Below are 14786 nucleotides of genomic sequence, written 5' to 3' on the forward strand. Positions count from 1 at the left end.
TGTCGCGGCGGGCGGGCCCGGTCGTCGATCGGGGCGCGCGCTCACGGGGAGCGCCCTTCCGCGGGCAGGATGCGGCACGCGAGGGCCCGCCCCGCGATCAGCGGACGACCGAGTAGCCCGCCTCGCTCACCGCCGCGTCGACCGCGTCGGGGCTCAGCGGCTCGGAGTGACGGATGGTCACGGTCGAGACGCCGCCCGCGACGAGATCCACGTCCACGCCCTCGACACCGCCGACCGCCGAAAGCTCCTGCGTCACGGCCGACACGCAGTGCCCGCACGTCATCCCCTCGACCCGGATGACCTCCGTCTCCCCCACCTGTGCACTGGTCGTGGCGGTCGTCGCGGTCTCCGGCGCCGCGCAACACGCGCAGCCCGCCCCGCTGGTGTCCTTCTTGCCAAGCTCGATGCGTTCCACAGCCATTCGCGTCTCCTTCTCGTCGGTCCCCCCATAGTACCCCCCGGGGGTATTCGGTGCCACTGTCGGCGACATCCTTCACACTGGGATCATGACCAGGATCGCAGCGGTGCGGGGCGATATCACCGAGCAGCGGGTGGATGCGATCGTCAACGCGGCCAACAACGGCATGCGGGGCGGGGGCGGCGTCGACGGCGCCATCCACCGCGCCGGCGGACCCGTCATCCTCGAGGACTGCATCGCCCGTTTCCCGCGCGGGCTCGCCACCGGAGACGCAGGCTGGACGACCGCCGGCGCCCTTCCCGCGCGATGGGTGATCCACACTGTCGGGCCGAACCACGCGGCCGGGCAGCGGGACCGGGGCCTCCTCGCGTCCTGCTATCGCCGCGCGCTGGACGTCGCCGACGAACTCGGGGCACGCACGGTGGCGTTCCCGCTCATCAGCGCGGGCGTGTACGGCTGGCCGCTCGAGGACGCCGTCGCCGTCGCGGTCGAGGCGATCGCCGCGACGCCGGGCCGCGTGGAGGAGGCGAGGATCGTCGCGTTCCAGGACGCCACCTTCGCGCTGGTGCAACGAGCCGTCGAGGCGCAGGGGGCATCGTGACGCGGGACGGCGATGCGACCGCGCCGGACCCGCAGACGAACGGTCGTCCGCGAACCGACGCGCCGAGCGGGACCACCGACGGCGGGTCGGTCGCCGGGCCTGCGTCGACGGGAGCGCCCGGCGCGGCAACGGCGGCCCGCGCGTCGGCACGTCAGGCGGGCGGTGAGGCGACGGACGACTCGAACCGCGGGTCCGCGGACGGGGCGAGCGGTGGCTTGCCGGCCGGCATCGCGGCCTGGGGCGCGGCAGCCGGTGACGCGGCCCGTACCGACGCCTCCGACGGCCGGTCGCCGACTGATCCCTCCGACCCCATCGATCCGGGCGAGTTCCGACAGATCCTCGAGGAGCGGCGCGCCCACCTCCTGGCGGGACGCCGGCGCCGCGAGGACGCGCGCGTCACCATGGCCGATGCGCGTTCGGCCGCCACCGCCGACGACGAGCACGACCCGGAGGGCGGCACCCTCGCCGAGGAGTGGTCGCGTCTCGCGGGTCTCGACGCCCAGGCAGCCACCGAGCTCTCCGACGTCGAGGACGCGCTCGCCCGGCTCGACGCCGGGACCTATGGATCCTGCGCTCGGTGCGGGCGCCCGATCCCCGTCGAGCGTCTGCGCGCCCGGCCCAGCGCCTCGCTGTGCGTGCGCTGCGCCGCGATCGGGTGAGCCGACACGGTCGTCGTGACGTGCAACGAGGGTTGCCGGCCTCGGACCGCTGGCCGCCGGTCGGAGACCTCGGCGACCTGGTGCCGCGGCGCACGGATTGTGGCGATCGGCCAACGTCGCGAGCGTGGCATCCCGCTCCGTGAGTGCGCCGCCTCTCGGTTCTTCGAGCGATCGGGGCCGCGCGGCGAGCACGCTGCAGTGGGGCCGCCGATCGCACCGATCCGTCATCGGTCACCGCATGCGCCCTCTTCGCCCTCCCTACCGGACTGTGGACAATCGCTGCAGCCCGGCGCGCACACTCGCTACCGTGAACGCATGTCGCGCTCGCCGCTCGTCGCTGCCCTGGCCGTGGGCATCACTCTCGCGCTGTCGGCCTGCGCCGCCGAGCCCGAACCCGAGCCGACGCCGACCGGGTTCACCACCGAAGCGGAGGCGTTCAAGGCCGCCGAGCAAACGTATCGTGCGTATGTGGAGGCGCTGAACGGCGCTGACCTTCAGAATCCGTCCACGCTCGAGCCTGTCTACAACTGGTTGGCTAACGGCGCTCTGGAAGCGACTCGAGAAGAGTTCACCACCATGTCGGCTTCCGGTTGGACAAAGACAGGAACGACTGTTGCATCATTCGTAGAACCTGTACCCGGTTCATTCAGGGGAAGCGCGCTCTCGTTAAACGCTTGTCTCGATGTTTCTGACGTCGAGGTACTGAACACGGACGGCACCTCCGTCGTGAGTGCCGACAGATCGGATGTTCAAGCGCTCCTCGTCGATTTCACCTGGAGCACTGAGACGCGCACCCATCTCCAGATCTCAGGTGTTACGGGTCGCGAGGGCGAACCCTCATGCGATTGATGGTTGCCGTTCTCCTGGCCGCGGTGGGTACTTGGAGCCTCGGCGGGGCTAGCGCGGCGCCAGCCAATGCGGCCGCGCGTGACTGTGGTGGGTGGGGGTGGGTCAGCGATTGCGAGATCGAGAACGACGGTGCAGGCGTCGGCGTGGGTGGTACCGTGACGCACCCGGGTGGCGGCGGCTCCTCGAATAGCGACGGTGGCACCACACAGCCGATTTCGGGCGACGGCGGAGGCGGCGACAGCGGCGAGCCCGAGCCGCGACCCGAGCGCGACCCGCGATGGGGGCCGTGCCGCGATGACCAGACGTCGCCACGTGCAGACGGTCTTTGCTGGCAGGAGTACGCGCCCGACGAGCAGCCGCCGGCAGCCGAAGGGGAGGCGCCCGTCATCCCTCCCGTTCAGGCGTCCGACGTCGCCCGTTTCGCCCCCGCCACCCCCGCTGTCGGCACCGAACCCGACGGCGTCGCCGTCGTCGGCATGCCCATGAACGTGATCGTCCGCAGCGGCGAACACAGCGCGACCGGCTCGCTCTTCGATCTGCCCATGTCGGTGCACTTCACCCCCGTCGAGATCAGGATCGACTACGGAGACGGCACCACCAAGACCGTTCCCCCTAACGGTGGCACCTGGGACGAACTGGGCCAACCCGAGTTCACGCCCACGCCCACCAGCCATGCCTACGCGGCGCGCGGCCACTATCAGATCACCGCGACGGTCATGCTCGCCGCCGTCGTCGACTTCGGCCCCTGGGGCACGCGCCCGGTCACCGGTCTCGTCGCCTCCCCCGCTGCCGCCCGGACGGTGCAGGCCGTCACGGCCGACACCGGCCTGGTGCAGCAGACGTGCCTCGAGAACCCCGCCGGGCCCGGTTGCTGAGTCGCGCGGCAGCCACGATCACCGTTCGCCTCCGCAACGCGACGACCCGTATGGTCTCGCGCCGCCGCCCCGTACTGAGCAGGCGGAACGATGCCGCAGGCACTGAATCCCGCCGTCCGGTTCAGCCCGACCCTCGAGGGCGACGCGGGGCGCGGCGGCGACACCACCGCCCCGGAGGACGACGTCGCCGCGACGCCTTGGGGCCCGGATGACATCGTGCATGACCCGCGCAGCACGGCCCAGAAGCGGCACGACGTCCTCACCGCCCTCATTCACACGGCGGCGAAGGCAGCCGACACGCCGACGCTCGGCGGCGCCGCGCCGACCCTGCTCGTCACGGTGACCGCCGACGCGCTCCGCACCGGCGGTCCGGTGCACCTGGACGGTGTCGACGTTCCCGTTCCGTCGTCGTTGACGCACCGGATCGCGTGCACGGGAGCCGTGCAGAGGATCCTCCTCAACCGGCACGGCCGCATCATGGGACTCGGCAGCCCCGAACGCCTCTTCAACGCCCACCAGCGCCGCGCGATCGCGGCCCGCGACCGGGGCTGCATCATTCCTGGGTGCACCATTCCCGCCGCATGGTGCGAGATCCACCACGTGGAGGAGCATTCGCGAGGCGGCGCCACCCACACCGACAACGGGGTCCTCCTGTGCTGGTGGCACCACCACAACCTCGAGCGCTCCGGCTGGGGCGTGCGGATGCGCAACGGCACACCCGAGGTCCGGGCTCCCGCATGGATCGATCCGGACCGCGTCTACCGTCCCGCGCAGCCTCCTCCACCCCCTCAGCGGCGGCGACCACGGGCTGTCGCCCGCGAGCCGCAACCCGCGTGACGGAGAGGAAGGGGGTGCGAACAAGTGGGGGCGGGCGTGCGACTGCCCGGTGTCCGACCCGCGCGGAGCGATCACCCCGCCGGCCTCTGGCTCCCCGCGCGGCTCGGCGCGAGAACCGCGGGCGGCTACGCGGAGCGCTCGCGGGCCGAGCGCCGGCCCGCAGCCCGGCGAGGGCAGTTACGCGGGCGCGCCGAGGGTCATCATGAGGCGATTCGCCCACGCGAACAGCGCCGCCGCGGCGAGCGCGTCCGCGATCTGGGCCGGAGAGAATTTGGCCGTCTCGAGGGCGCGCACGTCGGCGCCGTCCAGCCGTGAGGGTGTGAGCGCGGCGCGGGCACCGAGGGCGACGAGGGCGCGGTCTCGCTCGGTCTGCAGCGCCGAGGCGCCGACGGTGGCGAGGGCGACCGCGGTCGTGCGGTCCTGCGACAGCTGCATGTGCCGGCGGCCGTGAACCGATGCGCAGTACTCGCAGCCCGTGGTGAGGGAGGTCGCCAGGGCGACCAGTTCGCGGTCCTGCCGGCTGAGCGCGCCCTCGCCGGCCATGATCTCGTCGTACAGCGCGGTGCGGGCGGCGAGGATCTCCGGCTCGTGCGCCAGCGTGCGGTAGAACGGCGTGAGCTTCGCGGGCAGGCCGTCGCCATCGTGGCGGACGACCTCTGCCGGCTCCACCCAGGGGCGCCACGTCAGCGTCGGGAACGTCTCGGCGCCGGGCTGCAGCGTTCGGTGCAGTGGCGGAAGGGGCGCGGCGACGCCATCACGTTCGGGGCGCCCGAGCAGCCCGAGGCCCTCGTCGAGGCGGGTGCGGAAGCTCGCGTACGCGACCACCTGCGCCGTCGCGACGACCGTTGCGCTGGCGATGCCCAACGCACGCACGCGCGCGATGTCGTCGCCGTCGACGTCGGACGGGTCCACCGCCATCTGATCGGCGAGCTCGAGCAGGGCCGTGTCGTCGTCTCCCAGGGCGTCCCACCCCGCAGGGTCGTCGACGAGCGCGACGTCGGCGCCCCATCCGTGCTCCTGCAGCCGTCGCTCCAGCCGTCCACTCATCGCCGCCGCCTCGTTGACGAGGGCCACCCGGTACGCCACGCGCAGGCGCTGTCTCACCGTCAGCGGGCCTCCGCCGGTGGGCGGCAGGATGCGGGCGTCGACCGCGTCGAGGAGCGGGCCGAGCGAGGCGCGCAGAGAGGTCATGCGGGGGCTCCGATCTGGGCGGCGGCGTGGAGGGATCCCCGCGCCGCGGCGTCCGTCTCCTGCAGGAACCGGGACGCGGTGCGGGGCACGGGGCTGACGATGCTGTGGCCGATCTGCTCGTCGGACGGGATGCCGACGGAGCGGATCGTGCGGGAGCGCCCGCCGTCGGCGGCGATCAGCGCCCCGTCGCGGGGATCAACGTGCAGGGCATCGCTGGGCGCCGCGCCGGTCTCATCGCGGGCCGTGAAGGCGCGCGCGGAACCGCGGTCGCGCAGCGCGCGCAGCAGCGGATCGGCCGTGCGCGCGATCGTCGGGTGGTGCATCCACGACTCGACGACGTGGCTCACCGTCCCGCGTTCGCCGGTGACGTCGCGCACTCGGAAACCCGCGCCGCGCCGGTCCGCCGCGACGCCGGGCCCGAGGAGCTGAACATGCCCGCTCTCGACGAGCGCCAGCAGCTGGCGGACGCGCACCAGCGGCGGGCCACCGCCGAGCCGACGCGCGATCGCGTGGTAACGCCGGTAACCCGACGCGCGCGACGCCGCGGTGATGCGCCCTGCGGCAAGCGGGCCGGCGAGGCGCGCGCGGCCACCGCTGAACGACGTCAGCGCGCGCAGCAGCGGGCTGCCCTCCCCGCGCTCGGCCTCCTCGGCCATGCGCCGGTAGCGCGCGTGCAGCCAGGCGGCGCCCGCCGGCGCGACGGGATCCTCATCGAGCAGATCGGCGGCGGCCAGGCCGCGCAGCGGCTCTCGCAGCACCTGCTCGGCGAACGCGGCGAGGCCGCTCGCGGCGCGCGGCCCGTGCGAGAGGAGCGCGTCGAACGCGCCGTCGACGTCCGCTCCCGGGCGCAGCGCGTCCGGGTCGTGCTCGCGGAGCGTGCTCAGGTGCGCGGCCGCCGCATCGGCGACAAGGGCCGGCCACACGTCGTGATCGAAGTCGAGGACACCGTCGCGTGCGAGGACGGCGTTCAGGAACCGCCGGGACGGAGGTGCCGCCGCGGTGCGCAGCTCCGGCTTCGGCCAGTACGGCCGCCCCGAGCGGGACCCGACGAGCATGCGCGGCTCCCGCCCGCTCGCGGTGTAGGCGAGGGTCCCGTCCGGCCGCGGGGAGAAGACGCCACCGCGCCCTTCCGTCAGACGCGCCACGTTGTCGAACAGGCTCATCCCGAGACCGGTCAGCAGAACGGCCTCGCCGGGCTCGATCGCGTCCAGCGGCTGGTCCAGGGGGTTGTCGGGCGCCACCCACCGCGGGTCGACGGGCCGCGGGTGCTCGGCGTCGAGCCAGCCCAGCGCCAGCACCACCGCCTCCGCGATCGTCTCGCCACCGTCCTCGTCCACGACGACCGCGCACTCGCCGAGGTCGCGCACGTCGACGACCCGACGCGCGAGGTGCCGCACCGCCACGCCTGCCGGCAGCGCGGCCCGGACCGCGCGGTACGCCCAGACGAGATATGCGCCGTATAGAGCGCGGGGCGGGAAGTCCATGGGCGCGAGGCGCGCACAGACCTCACGCAGATCGGCGGCGACATCCGACGAAGCCGGCGGGGCCAGCCAGGCCCACTCCCCGTCCCACCCCGCGGCGCCGGCGACACGTTGCGCCCACTGCAGGAGCGTGGGACCGTGACGCCGGGGCAGCGAGACAGGCACGGTCTCGTCCGCGAAGATCGTCGCCTCCCCCGCCCGCGTGTTCATGAGCAGCTCGCGCGGCTGATCGGGGTCCCAGACGCGGCCCGCGCCCGGCGCGCCCCGCTCGTAGAGCACCAGCTCGAGGTCCTCGTGCGGCTCTCGCCCGAGGCCGGCACCGAGCCGCTCGAGCACCGACAGCCCCCGCGGTCCGCCGCCGACGATCGCCAGCGACGTCATGCACTCTCCAGCTCGGCCAGCAACCGCTCCGCTTCGTCTCGGGCGGCCAGGCGCGACTCGACGGACCCCGGGTCGTTGGGGAAGCCCTGGGGCAGCACGGCCAGCACGGCGTCGAGCAGCGCACCACGCACGCGGGAGCGGTCACCGGGGTCGGCGGCGAAGAGAGCCGCCTCGAAGCGGTCGTACCAGTCCGGCGGGAAGACCTCGTCCCACGCGTCGCGCTCGGGGCCGAACGAGAACGCCTTCGCGTCCTCCTCGACGATCGGGCGCGCGCCGCGCGCCGCCTCGGTCGCCGCGAGGTCCACCTCTCCCCCGACGATCACGACACCGTACTGCTCGCGCGCGGCTCCCACCGACACGAGGCCGGCGCGCACATCCGCGAGCACGGCGTCGACATCGCGCAGGAAGGGGTCACCCCAGCCGCCCCCGCCCGGGGAGCGGAACGTCACCACATCGCCGCGCTGCACGGCCAGCACGTCGAGCTTGCCGAGCTCGCGCTCTCGCGGTGTGCCCTCGTTCAGGATCAGCTGCATCTTCTCGCCCGGCATGCCGCCGGCCACGCCCCACGGACGGAACGTGAACCGCTCGAGCCCTCGGCCGAGGATCTGCGTGCCGTCCGCGAGGATCTCGAAGGAGAGCTGCCGCCCCATGCCACCACGCCAGCGCCCCGCGCCGCCGGAGTCGGGCCGCAGCGAGTAGTCCAGCACCCGCACGCGCAGCTCCGACTCGGACGACTCCATGGGGCTGGAGGCGAGGTTCGAGTAGCTGTTGTCCTTGCCGTCGTGGCCGTCGAGGCCGTACGCGCCGCCAAACCCCCCGAAGATGCGCGTGAGCACCTGCGACGAGCGCCCGTGTGCGTGCTGCTCCGACACGACGATCGGGATGACGACGCCGCTGCCGGCGGCGGGCATGACGTGCGCCGCCGCCTGCGCGAAGCAGCCGCCGATCGCATCCGACACGCGCACGGCCGATCCGTGCCGCACGCCCATCGCCGCCGGATAGTCGGCGTTGACGACCGACCCGGACGGCGCCTGCACGGTGAGGGCACCGACGTGCCCGCCGTGCACGGGCGTCGCCGGGTCGAGCGTCTGCAGCACCGAGCGCACGCGTCCCGTGACCATCGCGTGCGGGCGGCCGTGGCTGACGATGTTGTACGCCGACGACACCTGGGGGTCGGTGCCGGCGAAGTCGACGACCACGTCGCCGGTGGGACGGATCGTCGTGGTCACCTGGAAGCGCACGGGGTGACGGGTGACGCCGTCGTCGTCGAGGAAATCGCTGAACCGGTAAGTGCCGGCCGGCAGGCCGCGGAAGAGCGACCGGGCATGCTCCGCCGCCCCCTCCTGCAGCTCCCGCTGGATCGCGACGAACGCGTCGCGCCCGTACCGGTCCACGAGCGCCGTGACCTCCCGCTCCCCGGCACGCAGGCCGGCGAGCATCGCCTTGATGTCGGAGACGTTCGCGTCGGCGGTGCGGGTGTTGAGCCGGATGAGGTCGAAGAGCGACTCGTTCAGCTCGCCGCCGCGGGCCAGCAGCATCGGCGGGATCTGCAGGCCCTCCTCGAACACGGTGCGGTTGAACGGCGACACGCTGGACGGCACCCGCCCGCCGATGTCCGAGCAGTGGATGAAGGCCCAGCCGTAGGCCACCAGCTCGCCCTCGTGGAAGTAGGGCGCCACGACGTGGATATCGGGCAGGTGGGTGCTCAGCCCCTGCGAGCTGTGCGCGTCGTTCGTGATGAGCACGTCGCCCGGCCCGAGCGGCCCCACCGCGTCCACGGCGGCCGAGACGTCCACGATCGTGAGCAGCGTCGAGCCGACCGAGTCGGGGGCGGCCAGCAGCAGGCCGTCGAGGCCCGCGATCGACGCGCAGAAGTCCTCGCCGTCCTTGACGTAGAGCGAGCGGCTCGTGCGCTTGATGGTGTAGCTCATCTCCACCGCGATCGCCTGCAGGCGGGCGGCCACGGCGGGCGCGTGCAGGCTCCGCGGCGCGGAGGACGGCGTCGTGGTCATGCCCGTGCTCCCATCAGCTCCTGTGCCGCGTCGCGCGCGACCCCCGCGGTGCGGCTGAGGCGGATCGCCCCGTCCGTCTCGGCCGCGGTCCACCCCGGTGGGACGAGGACCGTCGAGTCCGGCAGGTCGAACACGGCGGGGCCGGCCACCGACGCGCCGCCGGCGAGATCGGCCAGGCCGCGCACGGGCACGGCCCGCCATCCGCCCGCGACGAGCATGCGTCGCTCGCGGTCGGGCACCGCGTCCCGGTCGTCCTCGGGCCGCGCCGCGAGGTTCGGGGTGCCGGCGGCGGGCACAGTGACGAGGGCGCGCACCGCGATGACCTCGATCGGCGAGGCCGCGTCCCGGTACCCGAACTCGTCGGTGTGGACGAGGTGGAATCGTTCGGCGAGCGCGGCGGCGTCGAGCTCCTCGTCCGCCGCGAGCGGCACGTCGAGGGCGTATGCCTGCCCGCGGTACCGGGCCGAGAACCCGGTCGCCACCGTGATGCCCGTGTGTCCCCCGGCGTCGCCGAGCTGCGCGCGCGCCCAGGCGACGGCCTCGCGGCGCAGCGTGTCGGCCAGGGCGGCCACCGTCGGCGCGCTCTCGGCGAGCGGTCGGCCCACACCGCGCAGCAGCTCGCGCCGGATGTCGGACCACGCCGCGCCGAGCGCGCAGAACGTACCGGCGTTGAGCGGCACGAGCACCTCGCGGGCGTCCACCTCGTCGGCCAGGAGGGCGCCGGCGACGGGGCCGGCCCCGCCGAAGGGCGCGATGGAGAACTGCCCCGCGGTGTACCCGTGGCGCGCGAGCATCTTCTGCAGCTCGCTGGCCGCGAGCGTCGTCGACAGCTCGAGCACGGCCGATGCGGTGAACGCCACGGGATCGTCCCCCTCGTGCCCGAGCGCGCGGGCGATCCGCTCGGCCTCGGCGCGGGCGCGCTCCAGCCGCAGCGTGCCGAAGCGGTGCGCGAACGACGCGGGCGAGAGGATGCCGGCGAGCAGGTAGACGTCGGTGAGCGTGAGCTCCTCGCCGCCCCGACCGAAGGCGATCGGCCCGGGCACGGCGCCGGCGCTGCGCGGGCCCACCCGCAGCATGCCCTGCCCATCGACCCAGACGATCGATCCGCCGCCGGTGCCGATGGCGTTGACGTCGACGACCGGCGTGATGAGCGGGATGCCGCCCACCTCGCTGCGCGTCGCGTAGGCGGGCGTCGCGTCTGCGATGACGGAGATGTCGGTCGAGGTGCCGCCCATGTCGAGCGAGATGAGGTCGGCGCCCGTCGTGCGCGCCAGCAGCGACGCTGCCATGACGCCCGATGCGGGCCCCGACAGCAGCGTCTCGACCGGTCGGTCGATGGCCGACTCCACGCCGACACAGCCGCCCGCGCTCGTCGTGACGAACAGCGGCGCGGCGATGCCCAGCCCGCGCAGCCCCTCGCGCAGCGCGCCGAGATAGCGGCGCATCAGCGGGGCGACGTACGCGTTGATGGTCGCCAGCGCCGTCCGCTCGTACTCGCGGATCTGCGGCCAGATCGCCGCCGCGGACGAGACGGGCACGTCGCCGAGGCGCTCCTCGATGGCCGCGGCGATGCCCGCCTCGAATGCGGGGTCGGCGTAGCCGTGCAGCACCGACAGGGCCACCGCCGTGACGCCGCGCGCGCGGAGTTCCCGGGCGACCCGGTCGACCTCGCCGGCGTCCGGCGCCGCCAACACCGTGCCGTGCGCGTCGAGCCGCGCGTCGATCTCGACGATGTCGGCTCGGGCGACGAGCGAGGGCAGGTGGGGCTGGCGCAGGTTGTACTCCTCGGGGAGCCGCTGCGTCAGCTGCATCACGTCGCGGAAGCCGCGCGTGACGACGAGGCCGACGTGCGCGCCGGTGCGCTGCACGATGGCGTTCAACCCGATGGTCGTGCCGTGGACGATCGCCTCGATCTCGTCCGCGGTGACGAGCTCCCCCGTCGCGTGGGCGAGACCCTCGAGCACGGCGCGGGCGGGGTCGTCGGACGTGCTCGGCACCTTGAACGAGACCGCGGGTCGCCGCCCCGCGACATCCACGACGACGAAGTCGGTGAAGGTTCCCCCCACATCGATCCCGATGCGATAGCGCCCGATCGTCATCCGTCCTCCTTCGCGCCGACGTCCTCCGCCTCGGGCAGACCGCCCGGGATCGCCTCCAGCAGGCGACGGGTGTACTCGTGCCGCGGCTCGGAGAAGACGCGCGCCGTCTCCCCCGATTCGACGACCTCGCCGTCGCGCATCACCATGACGCGATGGGCGACCTGACGGACGACCGCGAGGTCGTGCGAGACGAACAGATACGCGACCCCGAGCTCGCGCTGCAGCCGCGCGAGCAGGTCGAGGATGCGCTGCTGCACCACGACATCCAGCGCCGAGACCGCCTCGTCGAGCACGATCGTCTCCGGCTCGAACGCGAGCGCCCGCGCGATCGCGACACGCTGCTGCTGGCCACCGGAGAGCTCGCGGGGCCTGCGCGCGGCGTGCGCCTCCTCGAGCCCCACGAGCGAGAGCAGCTCGCGCACGCGCCGGCCCGGGTCCGCCGTGCCGCCGCCGAGGCGGATGGCTTCGCGCAGCGTGCTCTCCACCGAGTAGGCGGGATCGAGCGAGGCATACGGGTTCTGGAACACCGGCTGCACGCGGCGCCGGTAGCGGCGCAGCGCGGCGCCGCGCGCGCGACGCACATCGAACTCCCCGTCGGCGGTGAGCTCGCCGTCGTCCACCTCGTGCAGGCGCAGGAGCGCGCGTGCGAGCGTGCTCTTTCCGCTGCCGGACTGCCCGACGATGCCGAGGGTCTCGCCGCGCCGCAGCTCGAACGAGACCTCGCGCAGGGCCTGTACGCGGCCACGGCGCGCGCCGTAGGTCTTCGTGAGGCCCGCGCCGGCCAGCACGACCGGGTCGGACACGGGCGACGGCGCCCGCGTGGCGACGAGTCGCGCCGACGCTCCGAGGAGCTCGCGCGTGTACGGGTGCGCCCCCAGCTCGGCGGGGGCGCCCTGCTCGACCACCGCCCCGTCCCGCAGCACCACCACGTGATGCGCGCGCTCGCGCGCGATGGCGATGTCGTGGGTGATGAGCAGCAGCCCCGCGCCGTCCTCGGTCGCCCGCGCGCAGAGCAGGTCGAGGATGTCCTTCTGCACGGTCACGTCGAGGGCGCTGGTGGGCTCGTCCGCCACGACGAGCTGCGGCCGCCCGGCCAGACCGAGCGCGATGAGCACGCGCTGACGCTGCCCGCCCGACAGCTCGTGCGGGTACCGGCGGGCGATGCGGTCGGGGTCATCGAATCCGGCGTCGGCGAGGAGGGCGCGCACCCGGGAATCGTCTCGTCCCTGGCCGGCGGCCCGCAGCGCCTCACGCAACGCGCCGCCGACCCGCTGCAGCGGGTCGAGGTTGGTGACCGGGTCCTGGGGCACGTATCCGATCCGCCGGCCCCGCAGGGCGCGGCGCTGCGCCGCGGGCAGGCCCGTGAGCGACGCGCCGTCGAACGCGATGTCGCCCTCGGTGCGCGCGCCGTCGGGAAGCATCCCGAGCACCGCTCGCGCGAACGTCGACTTGCCGCTGCCCGACTCACCGATGACGGCGGTCACCGCCCCTGCCGGCACGACGAGATCCACCCCGCGCAGCGCCCGGTGTCCGCCGGCGTACGCCACGCGCAGGTCGGTCGCGGTGAGAAGCGACGTCATGCCTGCACCACCCTCTCGGCGGCCGCGTCGGCGACCTCCCGGCGCGCGCTCAGCCAGTCACCGATGAGGTTGACGGCCAGCACGAGGATCACGATGGCGATGCCCGGGAACGTGGCCATCCACCACGCGATCGTCAGCTGCGACTGCCCCTGCGACACCATCAGGCCCCAGTCGGGCGCGGGCGGCGAGACGCCCAGACCCAGGAAGCTCAGGCCGGCCTCCATGAGGATCGCGCGCGAGAAATCCAGGGTGACGCACATGACCAGCAGCACCCGCACGTTCGGCAGCAGGTGACGCACGATCACCGACACACCCCGTTGCCCCGAGGAGATGGCGGCGTCGACGAAGGGGCGGGCGCGCAGTTGGATGGCCGCGGCGCGGATGAGCCGGAAGTACGTGGGCCATCCGGTGATGGCGATCACCGCGACGAGCATCACGATGTTCTGGCCGGAGAACGCCAGCAGCGTCAGCGCCACGAGAATCGACGGCAGCGACAGCTGCACATCGGCCAGGCGCGACAGCACGTTGTCGGTCGCGCCGCCGAGGTATCCGGCGGTCAGGCCCAGCGTCGTGCCGATGAGACCGCCGATGAGCGCCGCGCCGAGCCCCACGAGGATGGGGATGCGGCCGCCGGCGAGCGTGCGCGCGAGCACGTCGCGGCCCAGGTCGTCGGTGCCGAACAGGTGCAGCCCGCGCTCGGTGGTGCTGCCGGGCGGCAGCAGCGCCGACGGGAGGTCCTGCGCGAGCGGATCGAACGGCAGCAGCACCGGCCCGACGGTCACGGCGAGAAGGACGATGGCGGTGGCGGCGACGCCGATGACCAGTCCCGCATCGCGGGCCGCGACGCGACGGCGCAGGTTCCGGATGCCGCTCATCGGGAACCACCGGCCAGCCGCACGCGCGGGTCGATGACGACATAGAGCAGGTCGACGATGATGTTGAGGACGGCGAGCGCCGCGCTGAGGAAGATGACCCCGGCGAGGACGACCGGATAGTCCTTCTGGAAGATCGAGTCGACGATGAGCCGGCCGACACCGGGCCAGGAGAAGATCTGCTCGATGATGACGGTGCCTCCGAGGAGCGCTCCGAACTCCATGCCGAGCACGGTGACCAGCGGCAGCGAGGAGTTCGGCAGCACGTGACGGCCGACGATGCGGGACTCGCGCACGCCCCGCGCGCGCAGCGCGAACACGAAGTCCTCGTCGCGCACGCCCACGAGCGTGCCGCGGAACACGCGGGCGATGCTCGGGGCGATCGAGAGGGCGAGCACGGTGCTCGGCAGCACCAGCTGCGCGGGCGATCCGGATCCGCCCGTGGGCAGCAGCCGCAGGTTCACCGCGATCACGAGGACCGCGACGACGGCGATGAAGAAGCTGGGTGTGGCCTGCAGCAGCGACGTGACGGACGTCGCGAGGCCCCGCACCAGCCCCGAGCGGACGCCGCCGGCAAGCCACCCCAGCAGGAGCCCCACGACGAGACCCAGGATCGTGGCGACGACTGCCAGGTCGACCGTCGCGGGCACGCGCGAGAGCACGAGCTCCAGGGCGGGGCGACCCGTCACGATGCTGTCGGGGAACTGCCCCGTGAGCGCCTGCACGACGAACGTGCCGAACTGCGTCAGGAACGGCTGATCGAAGCCGAGGGCCCTGCGGGTGTTCTCGATGACCTCCGGCGGGGCGCCCGCCGGCACGAGCATGAGGACGGGGTCGCCCGAGAGGTGCAGCGCGACGAAGCACGTGGTCGTCACCGCAAGCACGACGAGGACGGCGGCGGAGAGCCGCCACGCCAGGTAGGAGATCACGC

General features: G+C 73.5%; 13 protein-coding genes. 5 read left to right on the top strand and 8 right to left on the bottom strand.

The features are described 5' to 3' along the window. Nucleotides 1-97: 97 nt before the first annotated feature. Nucleotides 98-421 (bottom strand): heavy-metal-associated domain-containing protein, encoded by a 324-nt coding sequence (locus tag N8N77_RS12755; protein WP_261167253.1) that lies wholly within the window; start codon nt 419-421, stop codon nt 98-100. An 85-nt stretch (nt 422-506) separates the two neighbouring features. Between N8N77_RS12755 and N8N77_RS12760 the strand changes: the two genes are divergently transcribed. The 5 genes from N8N77_RS12760 (at nt 507) to N8N77_RS12780 (ending at nt 4239) form a co-directional block, all read left to right on the top strand. Beyond that, nucleotides 507-1019 (top strand): O-acetyl-ADP-ribose deacetylase, encoded by a 513-nt coding sequence (locus tag N8N77_RS12760; protein WP_261167254.1) that lies wholly within the window; start codon nt 507-509, stop codon nt 1017-1019. After that, nucleotides 1016-1678: a TraR/DksA family transcriptional regulator gene (locus N8N77_RS12765; RefSeq protein ID WP_261167255.1), complete on the top strand. Its 663-nt coding sequence runs from the start codon at nt 1016-1018 to the stop codon at nt 1676-1678. The genes N8N77_RS12760 and N8N77_RS12765 overlap by 4 nt, the downstream gene beginning before the upstream one ends. A gap of 315 nt (nt 1679-1993) precedes the next feature. Then, complete coding sequence (locus N8N77_RS12770) at nt 1994-2527, top strand: hypothetical protein (protein WP_261167256.1); 534 nt, start codon at nt 1994-1996, stop codon at nt 2525-2527. Nucleotides 2528-2682: 155 nt separating this feature from the next. Further along, nucleotides 2683-3402: a hypothetical protein gene (locus tag N8N77_RS12775; RefSeq protein WP_261167257.1), complete on the top strand. Its 720-nt coding sequence runs from the start codon at nt 2683-2685 to the stop codon at nt 3400-3402. Nucleotides 3403-3492: 90 nt separating this feature from the next. Beyond that, nucleotides 3493-4239, top strand: coding sequence for an HNH endonuclease signature motif containing protein (locus N8N77_RS12780; RefSeq protein WP_261167258.1), 747 nt, complete (start codon nt 3493-3495; stop codon nt 4237-4239). A 177-nt stretch (nt 4240-4416) separates the two neighbouring features. On the opposite strand, the gene N8N77_RS12785 is transcribed toward N8N77_RS12780, so the two are convergent. Genes N8N77_RS12785 through N8N77_RS12815 form a run of 7 tightly spaced genes read right to left on the bottom strand, consistent with a single transcriptional unit; the run spans nt 4417 to nt 14784 of the window. Next, nucleotides 4417-5430, bottom strand: coding sequence for a peroxidase-related enzyme (locus N8N77_RS12785; RefSeq protein WP_261167259.1), 1014 nt, complete (start codon nt 5428-5430; stop codon nt 4417-4419). After that, nucleotides 5427-7292, bottom strand: a complete 1866-nt coding sequence (locus N8N77_RS12790; RefSeq protein ID WP_261167260.1) for an FAD/NAD(P)-binding domain-containing protein — start codon at nt 7290-7292, stop codon at nt 5427-5429. Before N8N77_RS12790 ends, N8N77_RS12785 begins: the two co-directional genes overlap by 4 nt. Beyond that, entirely contained in the window at nt 7289-9304 is a 2016-nt protein-coding gene (locus tag N8N77_RS12795) for a hydantoinase B/oxoprolinase family protein (protein WP_261167261.1), read from the bottom strand. Before N8N77_RS12795 ends, N8N77_RS12790 begins: the two co-directional genes overlap by 4 nt. Beyond that, nucleotides 9301-11403 (bottom strand): hydantoinase/oxoprolinase family protein, encoded by a 2103-nt coding sequence (locus N8N77_RS12800; protein ID WP_261167262.1) that lies wholly within the window; start codon nt 11401-11403, stop codon nt 9301-9303. Before N8N77_RS12800 ends, N8N77_RS12795 begins: the two co-directional genes overlap by 4 nt. Beyond that, a complete protein-coding gene (locus tag N8N77_RS12805; protein ID WP_261167263.1) occupies nt 11400-12983 on the bottom strand; it encodes an ABC transporter ATP-binding protein in 1584 nt (527 codons plus the stop codon). Before N8N77_RS12805 ends, N8N77_RS12800 begins: the two co-directional genes overlap by 4 nt. Continuing rightward, nucleotides 12980-13858 carry an ABC transporter permease gene (locus N8N77_RS12810; RefSeq protein WP_261167264.1) on the bottom strand — a complete coding sequence of 293 codons (879 nt, stop codon included), beginning with the start codon at nt 13856-13858 and terminating at the stop codon, nt 12980-12982. Before N8N77_RS12810 ends, N8N77_RS12805 begins: the two co-directional genes overlap by 4 nt. Further along, on the bottom strand, nt 13855-14784 hold the full coding sequence (locus tag N8N77_RS12815) for an ABC transporter permease (RefSeq protein WP_261167265.1): 930 nt from the start codon (nt 14782-14784) through the stop codon (nt 13855-13857). Before N8N77_RS12815 ends, N8N77_RS12810 begins: the two co-directional genes overlap by 4 nt. Nucleotides 14785-14786 lie beyond the last annotated feature (2 nt).

This window comes from Microbacterium sp. Marseille-Q6965 (assembly GCF_946151065.1).
Lineage (GTDB): Bacteria > Actinomycetota > Actinomycetes > Actinomycetales > Microbacteriaceae > Microbacterium.

What these genes read in the sequence shown, in the direction of transcription:
- N8N77_RS12755 (WP_261167253.1), bottom strand. Translation starts at nt 421, where the DNA reads ATGGCTGTGGAACGCATCGAGCTTGGCAAGAAGGACACCAGCGGGGCG.
- N8N77_RS12760 (WP_261167254.1), top strand. Translation starts at nt 507, where the DNA reads ATGACCAGGATCGCAGCGGTGCGGGGCGATATCACCGAGCAGCGGGTG.
- N8N77_RS12770 (WP_261167256.1), top strand. Translation starts at nt 1,994, where the DNA reads ATGTCGCGCTCGCCGCTCGTCGCTGCCCTGGCCGTGGGCATCACTCTC.
- N8N77_RS12780 (WP_261167258.1), top strand. Translation starts at nt 3,493, where the DNA reads ATGCCGCAGGCACTGAATCCCGCCGTCCGGTTCAGCCCGACCCTCGAG.
- N8N77_RS12785 (WP_261167259.1), bottom strand. Translation starts at nt 5,430, where the DNA reads ATGACCTCTCTGCGCGCCTCGCTCGGCCCGCTCCTCGACGCGGTCGAC.
- N8N77_RS12790 (WP_261167260.1), bottom strand. Translation starts at nt 7,292, where the DNA reads ATGACGTCGCTGGCGATCGTCGGCGGCGGACCGCGGGGGCTGTCGGTG.
- N8N77_RS12795 (WP_261167261.1), bottom strand. Translation starts at nt 9,304, where the DNA reads ATGACCACGACGCCGTCCTCCGCGCCGCGGAGCCTGCACGCGCCCGCC.
- N8N77_RS12800 (WP_261167262.1), bottom strand. Translation starts at nt 11,403, where the DNA reads ATGACGATCGGGCGCTATCGCATCGGGATCGATGTGGGGGGAACCTTC.
- N8N77_RS12805 (WP_261167263.1), bottom strand. Translation starts at nt 12,983, where the DNA reads ATGACGTCGCTTCTCACCGCGACCGACCTGCGCGTGGCGTACGCCGGC.
- N8N77_RS12810 (WP_261167264.1), bottom strand. Translation starts at nt 13,858, where the DNA reads ATGAGCGGCATCCGGAACCTGCGCCGTCGCGTCGCGGCCCGCGATGCG.